Origin of the sequence: Flavobacterium pisciphilum (assembly GCF_020905345.1) — a bacterium.
GTDB classification, from domain to species: domain Bacteria; phylum Bacteroidota; class Bacteroidia; order Flavobacteriales; family Flavobacteriaceae; genus Flavobacterium; species Flavobacterium pisciphilum.
The window spans coordinates 4,021,549-4,040,791 of record NZ_JAJJMO010000001.1 but is presented as its reverse complement, the minus strand read 5'-3'; the positions used below and the strand labels follow the sequence as shown (position 1 = coordinate 4,040,791).

Annotated in this window: 12 protein-coding genes; 5 read left to right on the top strand and 7 right to left on the bottom strand. The window is 31.8% G+C overall.

Annotation, left to right across the window (positions count from 1 at the left end):
- Positions 1-99: 99 nt before the first annotated feature.
- From hutU to LNQ49_RS17190, 5 genes are all read left to right on the top strand, one after another.
- Complete coding sequence (gene hutU, locus LNQ49_RS17210) at positions 100-2,076, top strand: urocanate hydratase (RefSeq protein WP_229990254.1); 1,977 nt, start codon at positions 100-102, stop codon at positions 2,074-2,076.
- 33 nt (positions 2,077-2,109) lie between these two features.
- Complete coding sequence (locus LNQ49_RS17205) at positions 2,110-2,655, top strand: DUF4136 domain-containing protein (RefSeq protein WP_229990253.1); 546 nt, start codon at positions 2,110-2,112, stop codon at positions 2,653-2,655.
- A gap of 207 nt (positions 2,656-2,862) precedes the next feature.
- Positions 2,863-4,107 carry a threonine ammonia-lyase IlvA gene (gene ilvA / locus LNQ49_RS17200; protein WP_229990252.1) on the top strand — a complete coding sequence of 415 codons (1,245 nt, stop codon included), beginning with the start codon at positions 2,863-2,865 and terminating at the stop codon, positions 4,105-4,107.
- 131 nt (positions 4,108-4,238) lie between these two features.
- Positions 4,239-4,628, top strand: coding sequence for a group III truncated hemoglobin (locus tag LNQ49_RS17195; RefSeq protein WP_229990251.1), 390 nt, complete (start codon positions 4,239-4,241; stop codon positions 4,626-4,628).
- Between the two features lie 59 nt (positions 4,629-4,687).
- Positions 4,688-6,445: an aromatic amino acid hydroxylase gene (locus LNQ49_RS17190; RefSeq protein WP_229990250.1), complete on the top strand. Its 1,758-nt coding sequence runs from the start codon at positions 4,688-4,690 to the stop codon at positions 6,443-6,445.
- 87 nt (positions 6,446-6,532) lie between these two features.
- Here LNQ49_RS17190 and LNQ49_RS17185 read toward each other — a convergent pair whose 3' ends face one another.
- The 7 genes from LNQ49_RS17185 to LNQ49_RS17155 all read right to left on the bottom strand — a co-directional run bounded on the left by LNQ49_RS17185 (position 6,533) and on the right by LNQ49_RS17155 (position 19,199).
- Positions 6,533-7,153 (bottom strand): DUF4230 domain-containing protein, encoded by a 621-nt coding sequence (locus LNQ49_RS17185; protein ID WP_229990249.1) that lies wholly within the window; start codon positions 7,151-7,153, stop codon positions 6,533-6,535.
- 60 nt (positions 7,154-7,213) lie between these two features.
- The gene (locus tag LNQ49_RS17180) at positions 7,214-8,221 is read right to left on the bottom strand and encodes an LLM class flavin-dependent oxidoreductase (protein WP_229990248.1); all 1,008 of its coding nucleotides are present in this window, start codon (positions 8,219-8,221) and stop codon (positions 7,214-7,216) included.
- 462 nt (positions 8,222-8,683) lie between these two features.
- On the bottom strand, positions 8,684-10,984 hold the full coding sequence (tamL, locus tag LNQ49_RS17175) for a translocation and assembly module lipoprotein TamL (protein ID WP_229990247.1): 2,301 nt from the start codon (positions 10,982-10,984) through the stop codon (positions 8,684-8,686).
- Between the two features lie 4 nt (positions 10,985-10,988).
- Positions 10,989-16,076 (bottom strand): translocation/assembly module TamB domain-containing protein, encoded by a 5,088-nt coding sequence (locus LNQ49_RS17170; protein WP_229990246.1) that lies wholly within the window; start codon positions 16,074-16,076, stop codon positions 10,989-10,991.
- 188 nt (positions 16,077-16,264) lie between these two features.
- Complete coding sequence (locus LNQ49_RS17165; protein ID WP_229990245.1) at positions 16,265-17,221, bottom strand: GSCFA domain-containing protein; 957 nt, start codon at positions 17,219-17,221, stop codon at positions 16,265-16,267.
- Between the two features lie 95 nt (positions 17,222-17,316).
- A complete protein-coding gene (locus LNQ49_RS17160; protein ID WP_229990244.1) occupies positions 17,317-18,135 on the bottom strand; it encodes a hypothetical protein in 819 nt (272 codons plus the stop codon).
- Positions 18,136-18,356: 221 nt separating this feature from the next.
- Positions 18,357-19,199 (bottom strand): hypothetical protein, encoded by an 843-nt coding sequence (locus LNQ49_RS17155; RefSeq protein ID WP_229990243.1) that lies wholly within the window; start codon positions 19,197-19,199, stop codon positions 18,357-18,359.
- Positions 19,200-19,243: the final 44 nt, after the last annotated feature.

Here is a 19,243-nt window from a genome sequence, read left to right as displayed (position 1 = left end):
TTGAAAATGATTATGCGCTTTTTGTAGATGCTTCGGATATTCGAAACATCTAGAAAACCTATAATCTAAAAGTCCAACAATATAAAAAATTAAAAAACAATGACTTTCCAAGAACAAATTCAACAAGGAATCCCATCTATATTACCTCCCAAAAAAGCATACGATTTAGCTATAAACCACGCACCAAAGCGAAAAGCAATTCTTTCTGCTGAAGAAAAAAAATTAGCATTAAAAAACGCATTACGTTATTTTGAACCGCAACATCATGCGGAATTAATCACTGAATTTTCAGAAGAGCTAGAACAATACGGACGTATTTATATGTACCGTTTTCGTCCAGACTACAGAATGTATGCTAGACCAATTAGTGAATATCCTGGAAAATCAGAGCAAGCAAAAGCAATCATGCTAATGATTCAGAATAACTTGGATTATGCAGTTGCTCAACATCCACATGAATTAATTACTTATGGTGGTAATGGTGCTGTTTTTCAAAACTGGGCACAGTACCTACTTACTATGCAATATTTGTCGGAAATGACAAATGAGCAAACGCTTACCATGTATTCTGGTCACCCAATGGGACTTTTCCCTTCGCATGCAGAGGCACCACGCGTAGTTGTAACTAACGGAATGGTCATTCCAAATTATTCAAAACCGGATGATTGGGAAAAAATGAATGCGCTTGGAGTTTCTCAATATGGACAAATGACTGCTGGAAGTTATATGTACATAGGACCACAAGGAATTGTGCATGGAACAACAATTACAGTATTAAATGGTTTTAGAAAAATAAAACTAAATCCTGAAGGAAACTTATTTGTAACTTCTGGATTGGGTGGAATGAGTGGTGCACAACCCAAAGCAGGAAACATTGCTGGTTGTATCACTGTTTGTGCCGAAGTAAACCCAAAAATCACTAAAATTCGCCATGAACAAGGTTGGATCAATGAGATTGTAGAAGATCTTGACGAATTGGTAAAAAGAGTTGCTTTGGCCAAAGCCAATAAAGAAGTAGTATCTATCGCATATTTAGGAAACGTGGTTGATGTTTGGGAAAAATTTGACCAAGAAAACATCAAAATTGATTTAGGATCAGATCAAACTTCATTACACAACCCTTGGGCTGGTGGCTATTATCCAGTTGGCATTACCTTTGAGGCTGCCAATGAAATGATGGCAAATAATCCTGATTTATTTAAAGAGAAAGTACAGGAAACACTACGCCGACATGCAGATGCAATAAACAAACACACCGCCAAAGGAACTTATTTCTTTGATTACGGAAACGCTTTCCTACTAGAAGCTTCTCGTGCTGGAGCACAGGTAATGGCCGAAAACAATATCGATTTTAAATACCCTAGTTATGTTCAAGACATTATGGGACCTATGTGTTTCGACTATGGATTTGGTCCTTTTAGATGGGTTTGTACCTCTGGAAAACCTGAGGATTTACAAAAAACAGATAACATCGCTTCACAAGTTTTAGAAGAAATGGCAAAAACAGCACCAGATGAAATTCAGCAACAAATGCAGGATAACATCAAATGGATAAAAGGGGCTCAAGAAAACAAATTGGTTGTAGGATCACAAGCACGTATTTTATACGCTGATGCAGAAGGTCGTATAAAAATTGCTGAAGCTTTTAACCAAGCTATTGCAAAAGGCGAAATTGGAGCTGTGGTTTTAGGACGTGATCATCATGATGTTTCTGGAACAGATTCTCCATATAGAGAAACATCTAACATTTATGATGGTTCAAGATACACAGCTGATATGGCAATACAAAATGTTATTGGTGACAGTTTTAGAGGCGCTACGTGGGTTTCGATTCATAATGGCGGCGGTGTAGGCTGGGGCGAGGTTATAAACGGTGGTTTTGGTATGATTCTTGATGGATCTAAAGAAGCGTCAAGACGCTTAGCGTCAATGCTTTTTTGGGACGTCAACAACGGGATTTCAAGAAGAAGTTGGGCACGTAATGATGAAGCTATTTTTGCAATAAAAAGAGCCATGGACACGCAACCTTTATTGAAAGTAACCATCCCTAATATAGTTGACGAAACATTATTTTAAATCAAAATATGTATAACCTTAAACTATCTAAACATGAAAAAATTATTTATTTTACCGATTCTATTACTTCTTATCTTAACTTCTTGTAGCTCTATTAGCGTACATTCAGATTATGATAAATCAGTTGATTTTACTAATTATAAAACATATGCTTATTTTAAAGCAGGTATCGATAAAGTAGAAATTTCAGATTTAGATAAAAGAAGAATTTTACGCGCTATCGATGAACAAATGGCTGCAAAAGGTTTTACTAAAAGTGATAATCCAGATTTATTAATAAACATTTTCACAAAAGCTAGAGAAGAAGTAAACGTGAACCAGTTTAGCGCTGGATGGGGTTATGGATGGGGTTATGGTTGGAATCCTTACTTAATGATGGGAAACCAAACTTCAGTATCAACATCTACCCAAGGAACTTTATACATCGATTTTATCGATGCTAAGAAAAAAGAAATGATTTGGCAAGGTGAAGGAGTTGGTTATTTAACCAACCAAGGAGCTGATAAAAAAGACAAAATAGTTGCTGACTTTGTGAGCAAAATATTAGCACAATATCCTCCTACAATTGCAAAAAAATAATCTTTTTTATTGTTCTTATTAAATAATTAATACATTTGTTTTTTCAAATAATAAACAATGACAAACTTAAATAACATTATTATCGCTATTAACATTATTGTAATTCTACAATAGTGGCGAGGTGTTATATAAATAAGTAAACAAAATACAATTTATCAAAACCTCCCAATCGGGAGGTTTTTTATTTTAAAAAACAACCAGAATATCATGACGCTATTTAACGAAGTAATTACAGCCAAAGAACAACTAACCAAAGTAGTTGCTGCTACTCCACTGACACAAAACCTTAATCTTTCAGACGAGTTTAAGGCTACTATTTTATTAAAAAGAGAAGATTTACAAATTGTACGCTCTTATAAAATCAGAGGAGCTTACAACAAAATATCTTCTTTAAATGCTACAGAAAAAACAAAGGGCATAGTATGTGCAAGTGCGGGTAATCACGCTCAAGGTGTAGCTTACTCTTGTAACTTACTACAAATTAAAGGCAAAATTTACATGCCAAAAACGACCCCAAAACAAAAAGTAAAACAGGTACAGTTATTCGGAAAATCATTTGTAGAAATTGTCCTTACAGGAGATACTTTTGACGATGCTTATGCATCAGCAACTGAAGATGCGATAAAAAGCAATAGAATATTTATTCATCCTTTTGATGATTTAAAAGTCATTGCAGGACAAGGCACGGTAGGATTGGAGATTCTGGAATCATATAAAGAACCTATAGATTATGTATTTGTTCCTATTGGTGGCGGCGGACTAGCATCTGGACTTTCGGAAGTTTTTAAACACCTAAGCCCAGAGACCAAAATTATAGGTGTAGAACCAAAAGGAGCTCCATCGATGAAAACATCTATTATTGATGGTAAGAACACGCCTTTAAAAACCATTGATAAATTTGTAGATGGCGCTGCCGTAAAACAAGTTGGTAATATCACTTTTGATATCTGTCGCAAAAACTTAGATGATATTATTCTTGTTCCTGAAGGTAAAGTCTGCACTACTATTTTGCGACTGTACAATGAAGAAGCTATGGTGGTAGAACCTGCAGGAGCACTGACTATAGCTGCATTAGATTTTTACAAAGAGAAAATAAAAGGCAAAACCGTAGTTTGTGTAGTAAGTGGAAGTAATAACGATATTGAGCGAACTGCCGAAATAAAAGAGCGCTCCCTACTTTATGAAGGATTAATGCATTATTTCATGATCCAGTTTCCTCAGCGTCCAGGTGCGCTTAAAGAATTTGTAAATGACATATTAGGACCTAACGACGACATTACTTATTTTCAATTTGCAAAGAAAAACAGCAGAGAAGTTGGTTCTGTAGTAGTTGGATTAGAACTAAAAAACAAAAAGGATATTCTAAATATTAAAAACAATATGGTTACCAAAGGATTTGAATTTCAATATCTCAATGAAAATCAAGAATTATACACACAACTTATTGGATAAAAATAACCAATTCTCTCTAAAGGATAATTATAATTTTATTCATACAAATTTTTAGATTCATTTAACTAATTCAAGGAGACAAAACCCTACATTTAGTTGTATTTTTACATATAATTTTTTTACATAAAAGCATGGTAATTTTAGATATAACAACAATCGAAGACATAAAATTATTAGTCAATACTTTTTATGCCAAAGTTCAGAAAGATGACCTCATCGGTCCGATTTTTAATGAAAGGATTCAAGGAAGATGGCCTGAACATTTAGAAACAATGTATAAATTTTGGCAAACTATTTTACTGGAACAACGTGCCTATTCAGGAAGTCCATTTCCACCGCACAAACATTTACCTGTAGATCAATCACATTTTAATAGATGGATTGAAATTTTCACAAAAACAGTGGACAGTCTTTTTATAGGAATTCTTGCTGAAGAAGCTAAGATGCGAGGTGTAAATATGGCATCCATGTTCCTGCATAAAATTGAATATTTTAGAGATTTAGGAAAAACAACTAAATAAAAAACTAAAAATAGTTCTATAAATTCGTAATTTCGCAGAAGAACTACAACGATTTCGAAATGAACCCAACTATTGAAACAAATCCATTATTAGATAGATTGCCTAATCATTTAAAGCAATTTATTAAACCTCAAGATTATAGTGACTACACTCCAATTAATCAAGCGGTTTGGAGATATGTAATGCGCAAAAATGTCGACTACTTATCTAAAGTGGCTCACCATTCGTATCTAGACGGATTGAAAAAAACTGGAATCGAAATCAATAACATACCGAGCATGTATGGAATGAACCGAATCTTAACCGAAATTGGTTGGGCTGCTGTAGCAGTAGATGGTTTTATTCCTCCAAATGCTTTTATGGAATTCCAAGCCTATAATGTCTTGGTAATTGCTTCAGATATTCGTCAGTTAGAACATATTGAATACACACCTGCACCAGATATTATTCATGAAGGTGCTGGTCACGCTCCTATTATTGCTAATCCTGAATATGCTGAATACCTGCGTCGCTTTGGTGAAATTGGCTGTAAAGCCATTTCTTCACATAAAGATTACCAAATGTATGAAGCTATTCGATTGCTTTCAATTTTAAAAGAAGCTGAAGGAACTCCTCAAGCTGATATAGATCAAGCTGAAAAAGCAGTTGAAGATTTACAAAATAATATGGGAGAGCTGTCAGAAATGGCACAGATCAGAAACTTACATTGGTGGACTGTTGAATATGGTTTAATTGGAACTATTGATGACCCTAAAATTTATGGTGCTGGTTTATTATCATCAATTGGAGAGAGTGCTTGGTGTATGACCAATAATGTTACTAAGATTCCTTATGACATTTCTGCTGCCAACCAAAGTTTTGATATTACAAAATTGCAACCTCAACTATATGTTACACCTACTTTTGCTTATTTAAGCCTTATTCTTGAAGAATTTGCTAATAAAATGGCATTACGTACTGGAGGCATTTCAGGTATTCAAAAATTAATAAACTCCAATGCTTTAGGGACTATCGAATTAAGTACTGGTCTACAAATTTCTAGTGTATTTACCAATGTTATTGAAGCAGAAGGCAAACCAGTTTACATACAAACAACAGGAAAGGCTGCTTTATCGTACCGTGAAAAAGAATTAGTTGGACACGGAACATTAACGCATCCAGAAGGCTTTGGTAGCCCTATTGGTAAACTAAAAGGCTTTAATCTGGCAATCGAAGACATGAGTCCGATGGATTTAAATGCCTACAAAATAGTCGAAAACGAGACTATAAAACTCGAATTTGAAGGAGGAGTTATTGTACAAGGTGAGATTATTACTGGCTCTAGAAACTTACATGGTGAGATTATTTTAATCAGTTTTAAAAATTGTACTGTTACTCACGGAGACACTATTTTGTTTAAACCTGAATGGGGTAATTATGATATGGCAATTGGTAAGAAAGTTGTTTCTGCATTTTCTGGACCAGCCGATGTAAATAGTTTTGACCTGAATAATTCAGTTCCAAAAACAAAAACAATCAAAGCCAAACATTCTAAGGAACGTGATGAACTAGAAGAATTATACCAACAGGTTAGAACCATCAGAGAAACTAATTCTCATGAAACATTGTTGACTTCTATATTTGAAAAAATAAAAACAAATCATTCTAATGATTGGTTGCTATCTGTAGAAATTGCAGAGCTTTTAAAGAACAGCAATCAACCTCAATTATTACAAGAAGTCTTGGCACATCTTGAAACCTTAAAAACAAGAAGACCTGAAGTTGCCCATTTAATTTCTGGTGGCCTAGATTTGATTTTTGATAAAGAAAAGTGCTAAAAAATAAAACCCCACTCTGTTATACAATATAGTTTTAACAGAGTGGGATTAAATATCACATGCTATCTATACTTTACAGCATGCCAATTATAATTTTAAATCCTTGCTTAAGTCAGCTTCGCTTTGAATAACTTTACCATCATATTGTAACTTCCAACCCATTGAATTTGTTAGGATTAAAATCTTAGATAATTCGCTTATCAATCGATTTTGAGCATTTGTTTTAAGCGAAGATTTTTCTATTTTCTTAGCTAAGTTCGCTTTTACCGATTTGTTTATTTTATTATAATCATCTCCTGTAAATGCATTTAACTGACTTTGTTCAACATTATAATATTGAATATCTGGATTGATTGTAATTTCTTCTTTTGGAATTGATACAATCTTTATAACCTTGTTTTTCTCATCGATTTCATACTTCATTTTATGTAAATCGTAGGCAACTGTAACATTTGCATTCACTATAATTAATGCCTTCTTTTCAAAAGAAATCATATCTAGTAAATACTTATTTGAGTTTTTATAAGTTACCACTTCTGAAAAATGTCCTTCCGTAACTATCAGTTTCCCAACATTTACAATTTGTTGCTGTATCAAATTGGTATTATAATCTAAGCTCGATGTATCATCTTTCTTAAATTCACAATACTTGAATGCAAGGACGATCCCGATTATAATTGCAATTCCAACTAAGATTCTTCTCGACATAATTATGTTTTAATAATGACTATTATGTAGCCAATTTAGTGATTTTTTTAGAAAACATCACTACCCCTTATTTATGTTATCAATAACTTCTTTAAGGATTTTTAAACTTTTCATTTTATCCTGATGATCAAAAATTGGACTTGTAATCATCAATTCATCTATACCTGAATGGTTTATAAATTGCTTTAAGTCTTTTTCTAACTTCTCTTTACTTCCAGTAAAGGTACATGCTGTCATTTGATCTACATGAAATCTTTCTTCTTCGCTCATTAATCCTTCCAATGATGCGAGTGGCGGTTGCATTGGTTTTCTATTATTGCGTATTAATCCCAAAAACATTTGGTATAAAGTAGTTGATAAAACTTCGGCTTCTTCATCTGTATCTGCTCCAATAGCATTTACACAAGCCATTGTTTTTGGGCTACTCAAATATTTTGAAGGAATAAAATTCTTTCTATAAAACTCAAATGCCTGTAGCATCATTCTTGGTGCAAAATGTCCTGCAAAAGCATATGGTAATCCTTTTGCAGCAGCTAGTGAAGCACTGTCCATACTAGACCCTAATATCCAAACTGGGACATTAGTTCCTTCGGCAGGGAAAGCTCGCACTTTTGCCGAAGCATTATCTGGAGAAAAATAATCATGAATTGCTTGCACATTTTTTGGGAATCGCTGCGACTGTTCATAAAAATCTTCTCGAATAGCTTGTGCTGTTAAAGAGTCTGTTCCTGGCGCTCTCCCTAAACCTAAATCTATTCGATTTGGATAAAGTGTTTCCAATGTTCCAAATTGTTCTGCAATAATTAGCGGTGAATGATTAGGAAGCATTATTCCTCCTGAGCCTACGCGGATATTTTGTGTCTGACTTGCTATGTAACTTATTAAAACGACTGTTGCTGTACTAGCCACATGTGCCATATTATGATGTTCGGCTAACCAAAATCGGTTATAACCTAAATTATCAGCTAGTTGAGCAAGTTCTTTTGTTTTTTGAAAAGTTTCTTTAGCATCACTACCCTCTGTAATGAATGCTAATTCTAATAAAGAAATAGGTATATTGTTATTCATTTTGATTAATCTTTTTGCAAAATTAACCATTAATATCTAGTTTGTTAATTCTCAATTGTTAATTGAATTATAAATTTTTAACACCGTTAAATAAATTTAACATCGATAGATATGTTTGTTTATTTTGAATGATTACAGAATAGTTGGAGGCAAAAAATTTCTCAAGACAGTTTGATGATTCTAAACGTTATTTTTTGTAACTTTAGATTATTACAAATTCTAAATCCGTTCACTATGAAAACTCACAGAAAAATTAAATATATCACCAAAAGATATATTTACAGAATTATACGAGATATAAGCGGCAAAAAGGATAAATCTAAAAAGTTGCTTTTATCTAATTTATTAAAAACAAACGTACAACTACTGAAAGGTATTGATGTTAATAGTACGATGCTGTTTTAACCTGAGTATGGCAACAAAACTACATTTTTAAACACTCGAATTTTGTATTGGATTATCCTAAAAAGGATATCCAATTGCAATATTAAGTATCAGATTGTCCTTTCTCCAAGAGCCACTTCCAAAATTAATATCATCTATTACCCATCTTTTTCCTTCGGGCAAATATGGTATTCGTAATGGAAATGCAATGTCTGTTCTTAGTATTAAGAATGATAAATCAAAACGTAATCCTGCTCCCGCACCAACAGCAATTTCTTTCATAAAGTCTTTACTGATTTTTGCGCCAGGTTTATTTGGGTCATTATTAAGCAACCAAACATTTCCAGCATCCAGAAATATTGCTCCTCTTACTATACTAAAGAGTTTGGCTCTATATTCTGTATTAAATTCTAGTTTTAAATCACCAGATTGATCTGGATAAAATGTACTGGTTGTATCTGTGCTTACAAAACTACCCGGACCAATTGATCGGGCTCTAAAAGCACGAATACTGTTGGTTCCTCCAACAACAAATTGCTTAATTGATGGCAGAGAAGAAGAATTACCATATGGCAAGCCTACTCCAAGAATAAGTCGGCTTGCTAATTGGCTTTCTTTTCCTAGCTTAAAATAATGCCTGAAATCAGTTTTAAATTTTACATATTGACTGAAAGGAACATTGAATACTTTTATAGTATCATTTTTCTTGACATTGGCTTTAGTTGCCAAACCTGTTATATTACCTGCTAAATCAAGTTCGCCATTAAAATAGAATGTATTCTTTTTTCTTTTTTGCATTGTATTGGTATAGGTATACGAATACGTTGGTCCAAAAATTAATTGTTTCTCCAATACTTTGGATAATGACGGGTCTTTTAATGCCTCAGCACTATAATAAGGTGTTACGTGGTTTGGACTCACATAATTAACCTCTATGATATCTAATTGATGTTCTTTTCTAACATTTTCTTTCCATAAATAACCAAATGATCCTTTAAATGAATTTAAAGCATAAAGGTTTATTCTGTTTTGATATTCATATCCTAAAGTTGCTTTTGTTCTTGGAACAAACTCGCTAGAACCTTGAAAGTTAAATGGTGTAATTAATCTTGGCCAAGTTAAGCTTGCTTCTCCCCCTACTTTATATATATTATTTCCTTTATTCTGCCCTGAAATCTGAAAATCGGCTCCTCCAAATATTGATACCGTAAACAATTCGGCACCTCTTAGTAAGTTTCTGTTGTTCCAATTTAAATTGATTTCTGAACCTGAATAACTAGCTGAATTCGTTTTTCCTAAAACCTCAACTCTAACGAACTTCTTTGGTAACAAGGTTAGATAATAATAAGCATCCAATGCATTTTTCACACTATCGGATTCTTTAAATTCATTTTTAACAAAATTAAATGTCCCTAAATTCACAAAGCGATTCAAGGAAAGATTGTGATCTGATCGATTATAAAAATCTCCTTTCTTAAAATACAAGGCTCTATCAAATACTCTCGGTCTAAATGTATTTGTAGAATCTATAATCGTGAAATCTTTATATTTAACAATATCCTCTTTTTTATAAGCTACTGCGGTACTATCTTTTAAAATAGAAAAATTAGGATACACAACTATATCATTAATTGTATAGGGAATTTTAGCTTTGGCTGGCGTTTCGTCTTTTATTTTTAATTTTATACTTACCTCATAATCTCCCTTGGTGCTATCGACTTGAGCCAAGATATAATCCGGATTAAAATAATAAAATCCCTTTTCTTTCAATCGAGAATCGATGCGTTCTCTTTCTGATTTTATAACATCCAAATCATAGGGTTTACCTACTTTTAGTAATGATCTACGAGTAGTTTTAGCAATGGTTTTGGCTATAGCCGAAGAATCATCGGGAAATGTAACGCTTTTTATTTTATACTGTTTTTTAGGCAAAACAGTATATTCTGCTGTTGCTCTTTTATCCTTTGCAGTAGAATCAGCACTAACTCTCACTTTAAAATAACCTTTATTCTCGGCATAATTTCTTAAGACTGCCGAGTTATAATCTAAATCGACTTTACTGTACAGCACTGGAGCTTCTCCAACTTTATTTCTTAACCAATATCTTGTCCCTTTCTTTTTCTTAGGTTCTCCTGCCACATTGTATATCCATAATTTAATACGCAATCCTAAAAATTGTTTATTTGGCAAAGGACGTAACAAACTTTTCAGCTCATCCTCTAGCGCTGTTTTTTCTTTCTTTTTGAGGATAGAGTCTTCTATTTTTACTGAAGCACCTGTGTACAACAAATCCCCTTTTGGTAAATACTTTGTATTACTACATCCAAAAGCAAAAAATAAAGAAAGTATTATAAAATATTTTAGATATTTAATTTCCATATTGCTACGTTTTTTGCTCATATTCATTATCTAATTCTTCTTTCTTTTTCTCTTCCTTCTCTTTCTGGCTTTCTTTTTCTTTGCGTAATTTTTCTTTTCTAATTAGTTCCTTTTCTTCTTTGCTTCGATGAAATAATTCTCTAAACTTATTATAATTCATCGTAATAATAAATGCCACTCCGGTTTCAATAACCTGTCCCTCTACTGCTACTTGATATTGATTTTTTCTATACGCTCTAAGCATATATCTTCCATCTTTTGTAAGTTGATAATCTATAGCAACATCTCCTGCAATATTTGCATCCTGCTCATTCTCTCGTTCTTGTCCTTCTAATGCAAAACTGCTTCCGATGGTTACTTTTAATCTGTCATCTAATAGTTTTTTAGAAATACCAACATTTAAATCCGTTCTATTTTGTTTAGATCCCGAAGAGTAATCCTCTTTAGATTCTAAATCAAATTCCAATTCGACTCCACTTATCAACTCCCCAGCTAGATTATTTAATTGATCCGAAAGTATTTTACTCACACTTTGTCTAGCCATAGATTCGGCACTTGTGCCACCACTTTCGCTTGCAAAAGGATTTTCACCAACAAATCGGTTTAGAAGTAAAAGTGCAAAAACCTGTTTGTTTAATTCAGCAGGATCTTGTCTTAAACGCTGTAATTTTGCTTGAGAAGTTGTTATAATATCCGATGAGACATCGTAGTTACCATCTGGAAGAACAATATCAAACGAAATTTCTGGTTTCATAAGTTCTCCGTTCATCTTTAATAAAGTCTGAAACGGAATTTTTTGTTTGTATGTGTTTTTAACCGCCGCCGACAAAGTTCCTAGCTGATTCCCTAATAAATCAATCGGAGCAGTATTTACTTTATATATTGCTGTTAAATTTAAATTTGCCATTGTAGGCTCTCCATTCCATATAATATAGCTGCCTTTTTGAATATCAAATTTTCTCCTTATCATATTAAAACTCATCTCATAAGCGCCTTCACTAAACTCATATTTACCCGTAAGCGTAGTTTTACCCGAAGGATCAATTCCGCCAATAAGATCAGCTTCTCCTAACAATTTCAAGTAATCCCCATTGCCTTTATCGATTACCAAAGTAAGTTCAGCCTTTTTATCTATCGATATGGCAACACTTACATCCATGCCAAGCAATTGAGATTGATTAAGTTTACTTTCCATTGCTGCCGTTTGTTTCAATAATAAATTATCTTCATTTACAAACTCTACAATTCCTTCTCTATCAGCAATAGATGGATCAGATTGAGGCATAACAACTGTAAACTTTGTATCCTCATTAATTTTCACATTTCCTCCTACCACTGGATTATCCAATGTTCCTTTTATACTTAGATTTGCATCCAATGACAAGTCTCCATAAAACAAGTCATTATCTGCTTCGGTAGAATGAATCGCTCTAAACTGATCTGCCTTTACTGTTAAAGCAAAATCGTAATTTCTAAAATCTTTGGAATTGATTTTTCCATTTACAAATAGCTCATTCTTATTCTCATCATAAACAGAGAAATTATCAAAGACAATCGCTTCGTTTTCTATTTTGATTTTTTCATTGGCAATTTTATAAATAGAATTAAATTTGGTTACCCTAAAAGCAGCATCGTTAAAATCTAATTCTCCTTCTACTTTAGGCACATCAGCACTACCTGTGATTTTAAACTTTCCAGACAAATAGCCTGCCCCATCTGTAACATTCCCCATGCTAAAGCCTTGAATACTTTTTATGTTTAAATGGTTGATGTCTATATCTAAATCAAAAGTACTATCATCAATTTTGTAATTCCCAGTAAGGCTTACATCATTTCCTTGGTCACTTAGTGTAATATTAGCAGCTAATAAATTATCTGTTTTATTATTTACTTTTATATCAATATCTCCTACTGGTTCTCCTTTAAAACTAAAATCATCTATTTTTAGATCTGAAGTAAAAGTTGGTTTTGTCATAACATTTTCAACCAAAGCCGACCCATTTATCAATCCTTGCGCTAGCAATTTGTCTTTTGTAACCATATTTAAAATGGTCTCAATTTTAAAATTGACAAAATCTATTTGCAATGGTGCACTCTTCCCTTCGTTTTGTGATTGAATTTTTAATTCATTACCCGAATTTTCCAAATAGAGCTTATCAATATAAAGTCTTTGCCCTCCAAATTCAATAGAATTTTCAGGATTTATATTCCATTTATCATAATTAAGCACAAAGCTATCTGAATCAAATTTCACAGTATTCTTAGCATTCTCATGAAGTAATTCGCCTTTGATAAAATACTGTTCTTTATCTTGTTTATCTTTTACTTGTAAAGCATACGATAGAATATTGTTCTCAATTTTACCTGATAAACCAACAAAAGGAATTTTAAATTCTCCACTCTCTACTGGAGCTACAGAAACTTGATATTCTAATGCTTTGTCCTTTGCTTCTATATTTATTTTACCATTAGAGATTGTGTTTCCATCATACATAATCTTTGGAATAGTTCCTTTTATTTCCAAAGAATCTACCACATTATTATATTTTCCTGTAATCGCAATAGGCTCTAAACCTTTAAGCTTTGGAATAAGTTGAAATAACAAAGGATCACTATCTACTGATAAATTAAACGTTACTTGTTGTTCATCAGAATCCCCTTTTGTTTTAGGGACTTGCAAATCCATGTATTTAGATAGTGATTTTTTTAATCCAGCCGATAATGTTGTTAACTTATACTTTCCATCAACTTCGGCTTTAAGAAACTGTGATTGTATCTTGATATTGTTTTTTTCTTTATCAGCATAAGCCAAAATTTTAATTGAATCCAACACGATTGGTTGTGCATCTTTTAAAAGCTGAATATTAGACAAGAAAACCTTTCCGTTTAAAAAATCAGGATTACTATTAGTTATATCTGCATCAATATTACCTCGAAGTTTCATCGGGCCTGCATGAAGATTTAACTTTTCAAGATCTGCAATATCAAGGTTTAATTTTAATTTTACAGCTGGGTATTTATCATCAAACCTTCCATTGGCAACTAAACCAAAGTTCAAATTAGGGTCTTTTATACCCGATTTAACTGCAAATGCTCCTTTGGCAATTTCTCCATTTAAAGTTAAATCTCTGTATGTATATTTATTAAATACTGCTTTTTGAACGATACCGTCTAAATGTGCCTGTGCCGTTTGAGGATCCAGTCCCTTTCCTTTTACTTTTGCTTTAAGCGTAATTTTTCCTAATGAATCATTTTTTATCAGTCTGCCTAAATCAAATTCTAATAAGGAAATCGTAGCATCATATTTCTCTGATTTCTTAATACGCTGATCGAACAAGGCATCGACTTTGGCATTTCCGAAACTACTATTTAAAGCCAAATTAGTTTTAAAATTATTGACTGAACCTTTAAATTTTCCTTTTAAATTAAATTGAGAAGGCAATTGAATATTCTTAGGAATTGTCCCTGCTGGTACAAACGAAATCACATCTTTAGATGAGCTCACAAAGTTTTTTATATCCAAATCATAATAGGCTTTTTGTGCATCTGGCAATCCTGTAATTTTTCCTGAAACCGAAACTTTTGTAGTTCCAATTCCGCTCATTTCAAACATCGGAATGGTTAAATCTTTTATCTTCCCATTCAATCGTGCATTAATAGACAAAACTGCATTGGGATTACTCTTAAACGGATTGGTATTTTGTAAATCTGGAACAAAAAGCAATATATCTTTAAATCCAACTTTTGTTTGATTGAAATTAGCATTCAATATAAGATTATCGATATTCTTAGTAACCGATGCAATTGAAGGATAACCAACTTTTATCTCTTTTTGCAATACCGTTTGTGGCGTTTTTAAATACAGATTGCTTAAATAAGCATTTTTAGGTCCATAGAAAAAATCTGCTTTCAGTGTCTGAATCTTAAGTCCGCTCTTTTCATTTACTGCAAATGATTTTATACTCCCCGAAATAGTATCATTAGCATAATATAGCTTTTCGGCTTTCAAATTAAAACTATCCAAATCAATATGTCCATAATCAATCCCTCTCTTAGTAGGTTTCGATTGCATGTCATCGTATTTAAATGCTACATTTTGTATGTCTGCAGTTTTAAGTTTTAATTTCCATCCCGCTTGAGGAATTGCTGTAGAATCTAGATTTGGAGTCTTAATTTGCTTTTCTTTTATCCCTAACTGTAAATTCCCTTTTAGATTTTTTAATTCGAAAGTATCAAAATCTAACATTTGGTGATTTAAGCCTAACTCATTAACCAACAACTGCATGTTATCTAGAGTTACCCCTGAAGCCAGTTTTGAATCTTTATTGTCATATGAAATATCAATTTTAGACAGATTGATCTTGCGTAATTTCAAATTAAAGTCTGATCTTTTAGAAATTGTATCTACTGTATTTACAGATACTTCAGCTATTTTCTCAACCAAATCCTGATTTAAAACTAATTTCAATCCATTTAAATCAATATTCGGAATATCGAAATCCATTTTATCTAAATTGAATTTTTTAAATTCGGTTTGAAAATCGGTCAGTTTAACTCGAATATCATTTTTAGATAAATCATCTTTAAAATTAAAATTGATTTTATTCAAGTTGATTTTCACAACTGATATTTTAAATGGTTTGCTATTGGGATCTACTGGCTCTGGCTCTTTGGACGCAAAAGCGGCAATTATATAATCAAAATTAAAAACTCCGTCTTTATTTCTTGAAATATTTGCAGTCGTATTCTCAAGAGAAATAGAATTTATCTCTACCTCACTATCTATTAATTTAAACAAATCAATATCAACTTCTAATCGCTTCCCTCTTAATAAAATATCTTTGTTTTGATCTTCAAAATAAAACCCTTCTAATACGATTTCTTTCGGGAAATTAATCGCTATTCTATCTAGAGAAACTTTGGTTTTTATTTTTTTTTGTAAAAAAGTAATTGCTTTGTCTTTGGCAAAATTTTGTACCGCTGGAACTTGAATTAAAATTATGATCAACAACAATAATGTCACTATTATAGTGATGCACCAAAGTAGTACACGAAGTATTTTTTTGAGAAAAAAAATTCGTTTTTTATTCATACAAAGAAAATAAGGCTAATAAAACTGGTTTAGATTATTGATATGCAGTTACTAATTTAACTAACTATATACAATTTACAAAATTGTAAAAAATATACTTCAATACTTTACATAATTATTCAAACTTATTCTAGAATTAAACCTTATTATAAGTATATTCTTGCTTAAGATTTAAACAAAGAACGCCTTTAAAACTTGATATGCGGCCAATTTTCTTCTATACTTTTTATTCTCTTATTCAGTTTTGATAAAAAAGCACGATGTTGTTCGGAGTCTGGATTGAAACTTCGATGCGATAACCCTTTTTGTATTTCGTAAATCTCTTGCTTTACGGCAATGCCTTCTTTAGAAATATAGTTCTCACTAAATCGTTCCCAGATATAATCAATAGCAATTTGGTTTGGATGTAGCATATCTTCAGCATAAAATCGATAATCACGAAGTTCATCCATCATGATTTCATACGAAGGAAAATATGCAGTTTGCTGTTTATAGTTTTCAGTATTCAGAGTATCGTGTAACGAAGAAATTAAATTGGATTTACTCCATTGATTTTCGATAAAACCATCTTTTATATGACGAACAGGAGATACTGTGAAAATGGTTTTTGCTTCTGGATTTATTGAAGCAATTAAATCTACTGTTTTCTTAATACTTTCTTTGATTGTCTCAACTGATAAAAGCTCTTTTGTGAATTGCTTTTGTGGTACTTTATGGCAATTGGCAACTATTGCATTACTCTCGTTGGCACGATATACCCATGAAGTTCCATATGTTATAATAATATGTGTTGCTTCAGTCAATTCTTGATGTGTCCTTTTTATAATCTGATTGAGATTACGAATCAAATCTTCTTTATCCACATTACTTAAATCAGAATGCACATCAAACGAATGCCAACGTTCGTTATGAAAAAACACATCATTTTCTGTAAATGTCTTTTGCAAAACTGCAAAGTCTATCAATTTTTCAATAGCTAGTGGATGAAATAAAATCCCTAACGGATTGCAATTATTATAGAACTTAAAATAATCCAATTTCTCTGCCATATTCACCGCAAAACAAGAACCTAAAGACAACACTTTAGAATTATAATCAAGTGGAGTATTACTTTGCGAAATAGGCATCTGAGTTCTGAATTGCATGATTTAAAGTTTTAAACAAATTTCAACCATTTTCCACAAACAAAAAACCAAATACAGAAGTATTTGGTTTTTTAAATGATTTTAAAATAATCTAATTAGTATGTGTATTCATTTATTCTATTCGCAGTTGTACTATTTTTTTTGTAAGATGTAATCTTCGATGGATATCCATTCGCATCATAAACATACTCTCTTTTGTAAACATTCGGCTCGATGTTACTATCATAAGAAGATGTATAATTTACAATGTTATTAACAGAGCTCATAGATCCTTCACCTTCACTATGATTTATTAATAAACTAAAACCTAAAATATTTTTTAAAGGGTTGTTTTTATTATCGTATTCATATGTAGATGTAAAAACACTATTTATTTCACTATTTGTTTCTACTGTTTTAACCAAGTTACCATTTGCAAAAGTAAGAATTTCAATATAATTACTTTTATATTCTATTTCAATTCCATAATTTTTCGTATAAATCTCTCTTTTAACTGTACCATCAGTATTATGAGTAAATACTGTTCTCGTTTTATATTTTCCATCTGGAAAATCAGTCGAGTATGCACCAACGTAAGATGTTTCAACTAATTTACCGTTTAAGTAAGAATAAACAGTTACATCACTTATTACTTCTTTACCAAATATGCCCACAGTACCATAATTAATTTTTTTTACAATAAAATTTCCATCATAAGTATAATCTGTTCTTCCTCTATTTTGTTTGGTACTCAAAATTTTATTTCCATCATAAGTAGACAGATATATTACATTTTCCAAAGGATCTTCTACATCTGTGTATTTTAATATTTTAGGCAGAATCCCATTTACAACATCTACAGAATTATCATCATCAGATGAACACGAACTTAAAACAAATAATGAGGCAGTAAATAAATAGAGTAGTTTTTTCATGTATAAATTTCTTTTTTTGGGCAAATTAAAAGAAATCAAAACTAACTGCCTAATAAAGCAGAATCCATTTCAATAATAAAATCCTTCTAACTTGTAGGATAGGCATTTGGATTCTGAATCGCATGATTTGAAGTTTTAAACAAATTTCAACCATTTTCTACAAACAAAAAAACCAAATACAGAAGTATTTGGTTTTATAATAATTAAAAAAAATAGTCTAATTAATATGTGTATTCATCTATTCTATTCACAGTTGTACCATCGTTTTTGTAAGATGTAATTTTCGCTGGATATCCATTCGCATCATAAACAAGCTCTCTTTTATAAACATTAGCCTCAGCGTTAACACTATATGAAGCCGTATATTTTACAGTATTATTAACAGAACTCATAGATCCTTCTCCTTCACTATGATCTATTAATAAACTAAAACCTAAAATATTTTTTAAAGGATTATTTTTATCATCGTATTCGTATGTAGCTGTAAAAACACTATTCATTTCGCTATTTGTTTCTACACTTTTAACTAAATTACCATTTGCATAAGTAAGGACTTCAAAATAATTACTTTTTTCTTCTATTCCAGTCGCATAATCTGTCTTATAAACCTCTCTTTTAACTGTACCATCAGTATTATGAGTAAATACTGTTCTCCTTTTATATTTTCCATTAGGAAAATCTGTCGAATAAGCCTCAGTAAATGATGATTCTACTAATTTACCATTTACATAAGAATAAACTGTCACATCACTTATTACATCTTTGCCTGGTATGCTCTCAGTATCATAATTAATTTCTTTTACAATAAAATTACCATCATACGTATAATCTGTTCTTCCTGCCTCATCTTTGGTACTCAAAATTTTATTCCCATCATATGTAGATATGTATGTAGCATTTTCAGATGAATCTTCTATATCTGTATATTTTAATATTTTAGGAAGAACTACACTAACATCCCCAACTGAATCTTCAACAGAACCAACTGAATTATCATCTTTATCATTTGAACAAGACGTTAAAACTAAAGTCAAAGCACTAAATAGGCATAAAATTTTTTTCATTTTATAAATTAAATATTGTTAATAAAAAGCAAATATAATAGTCC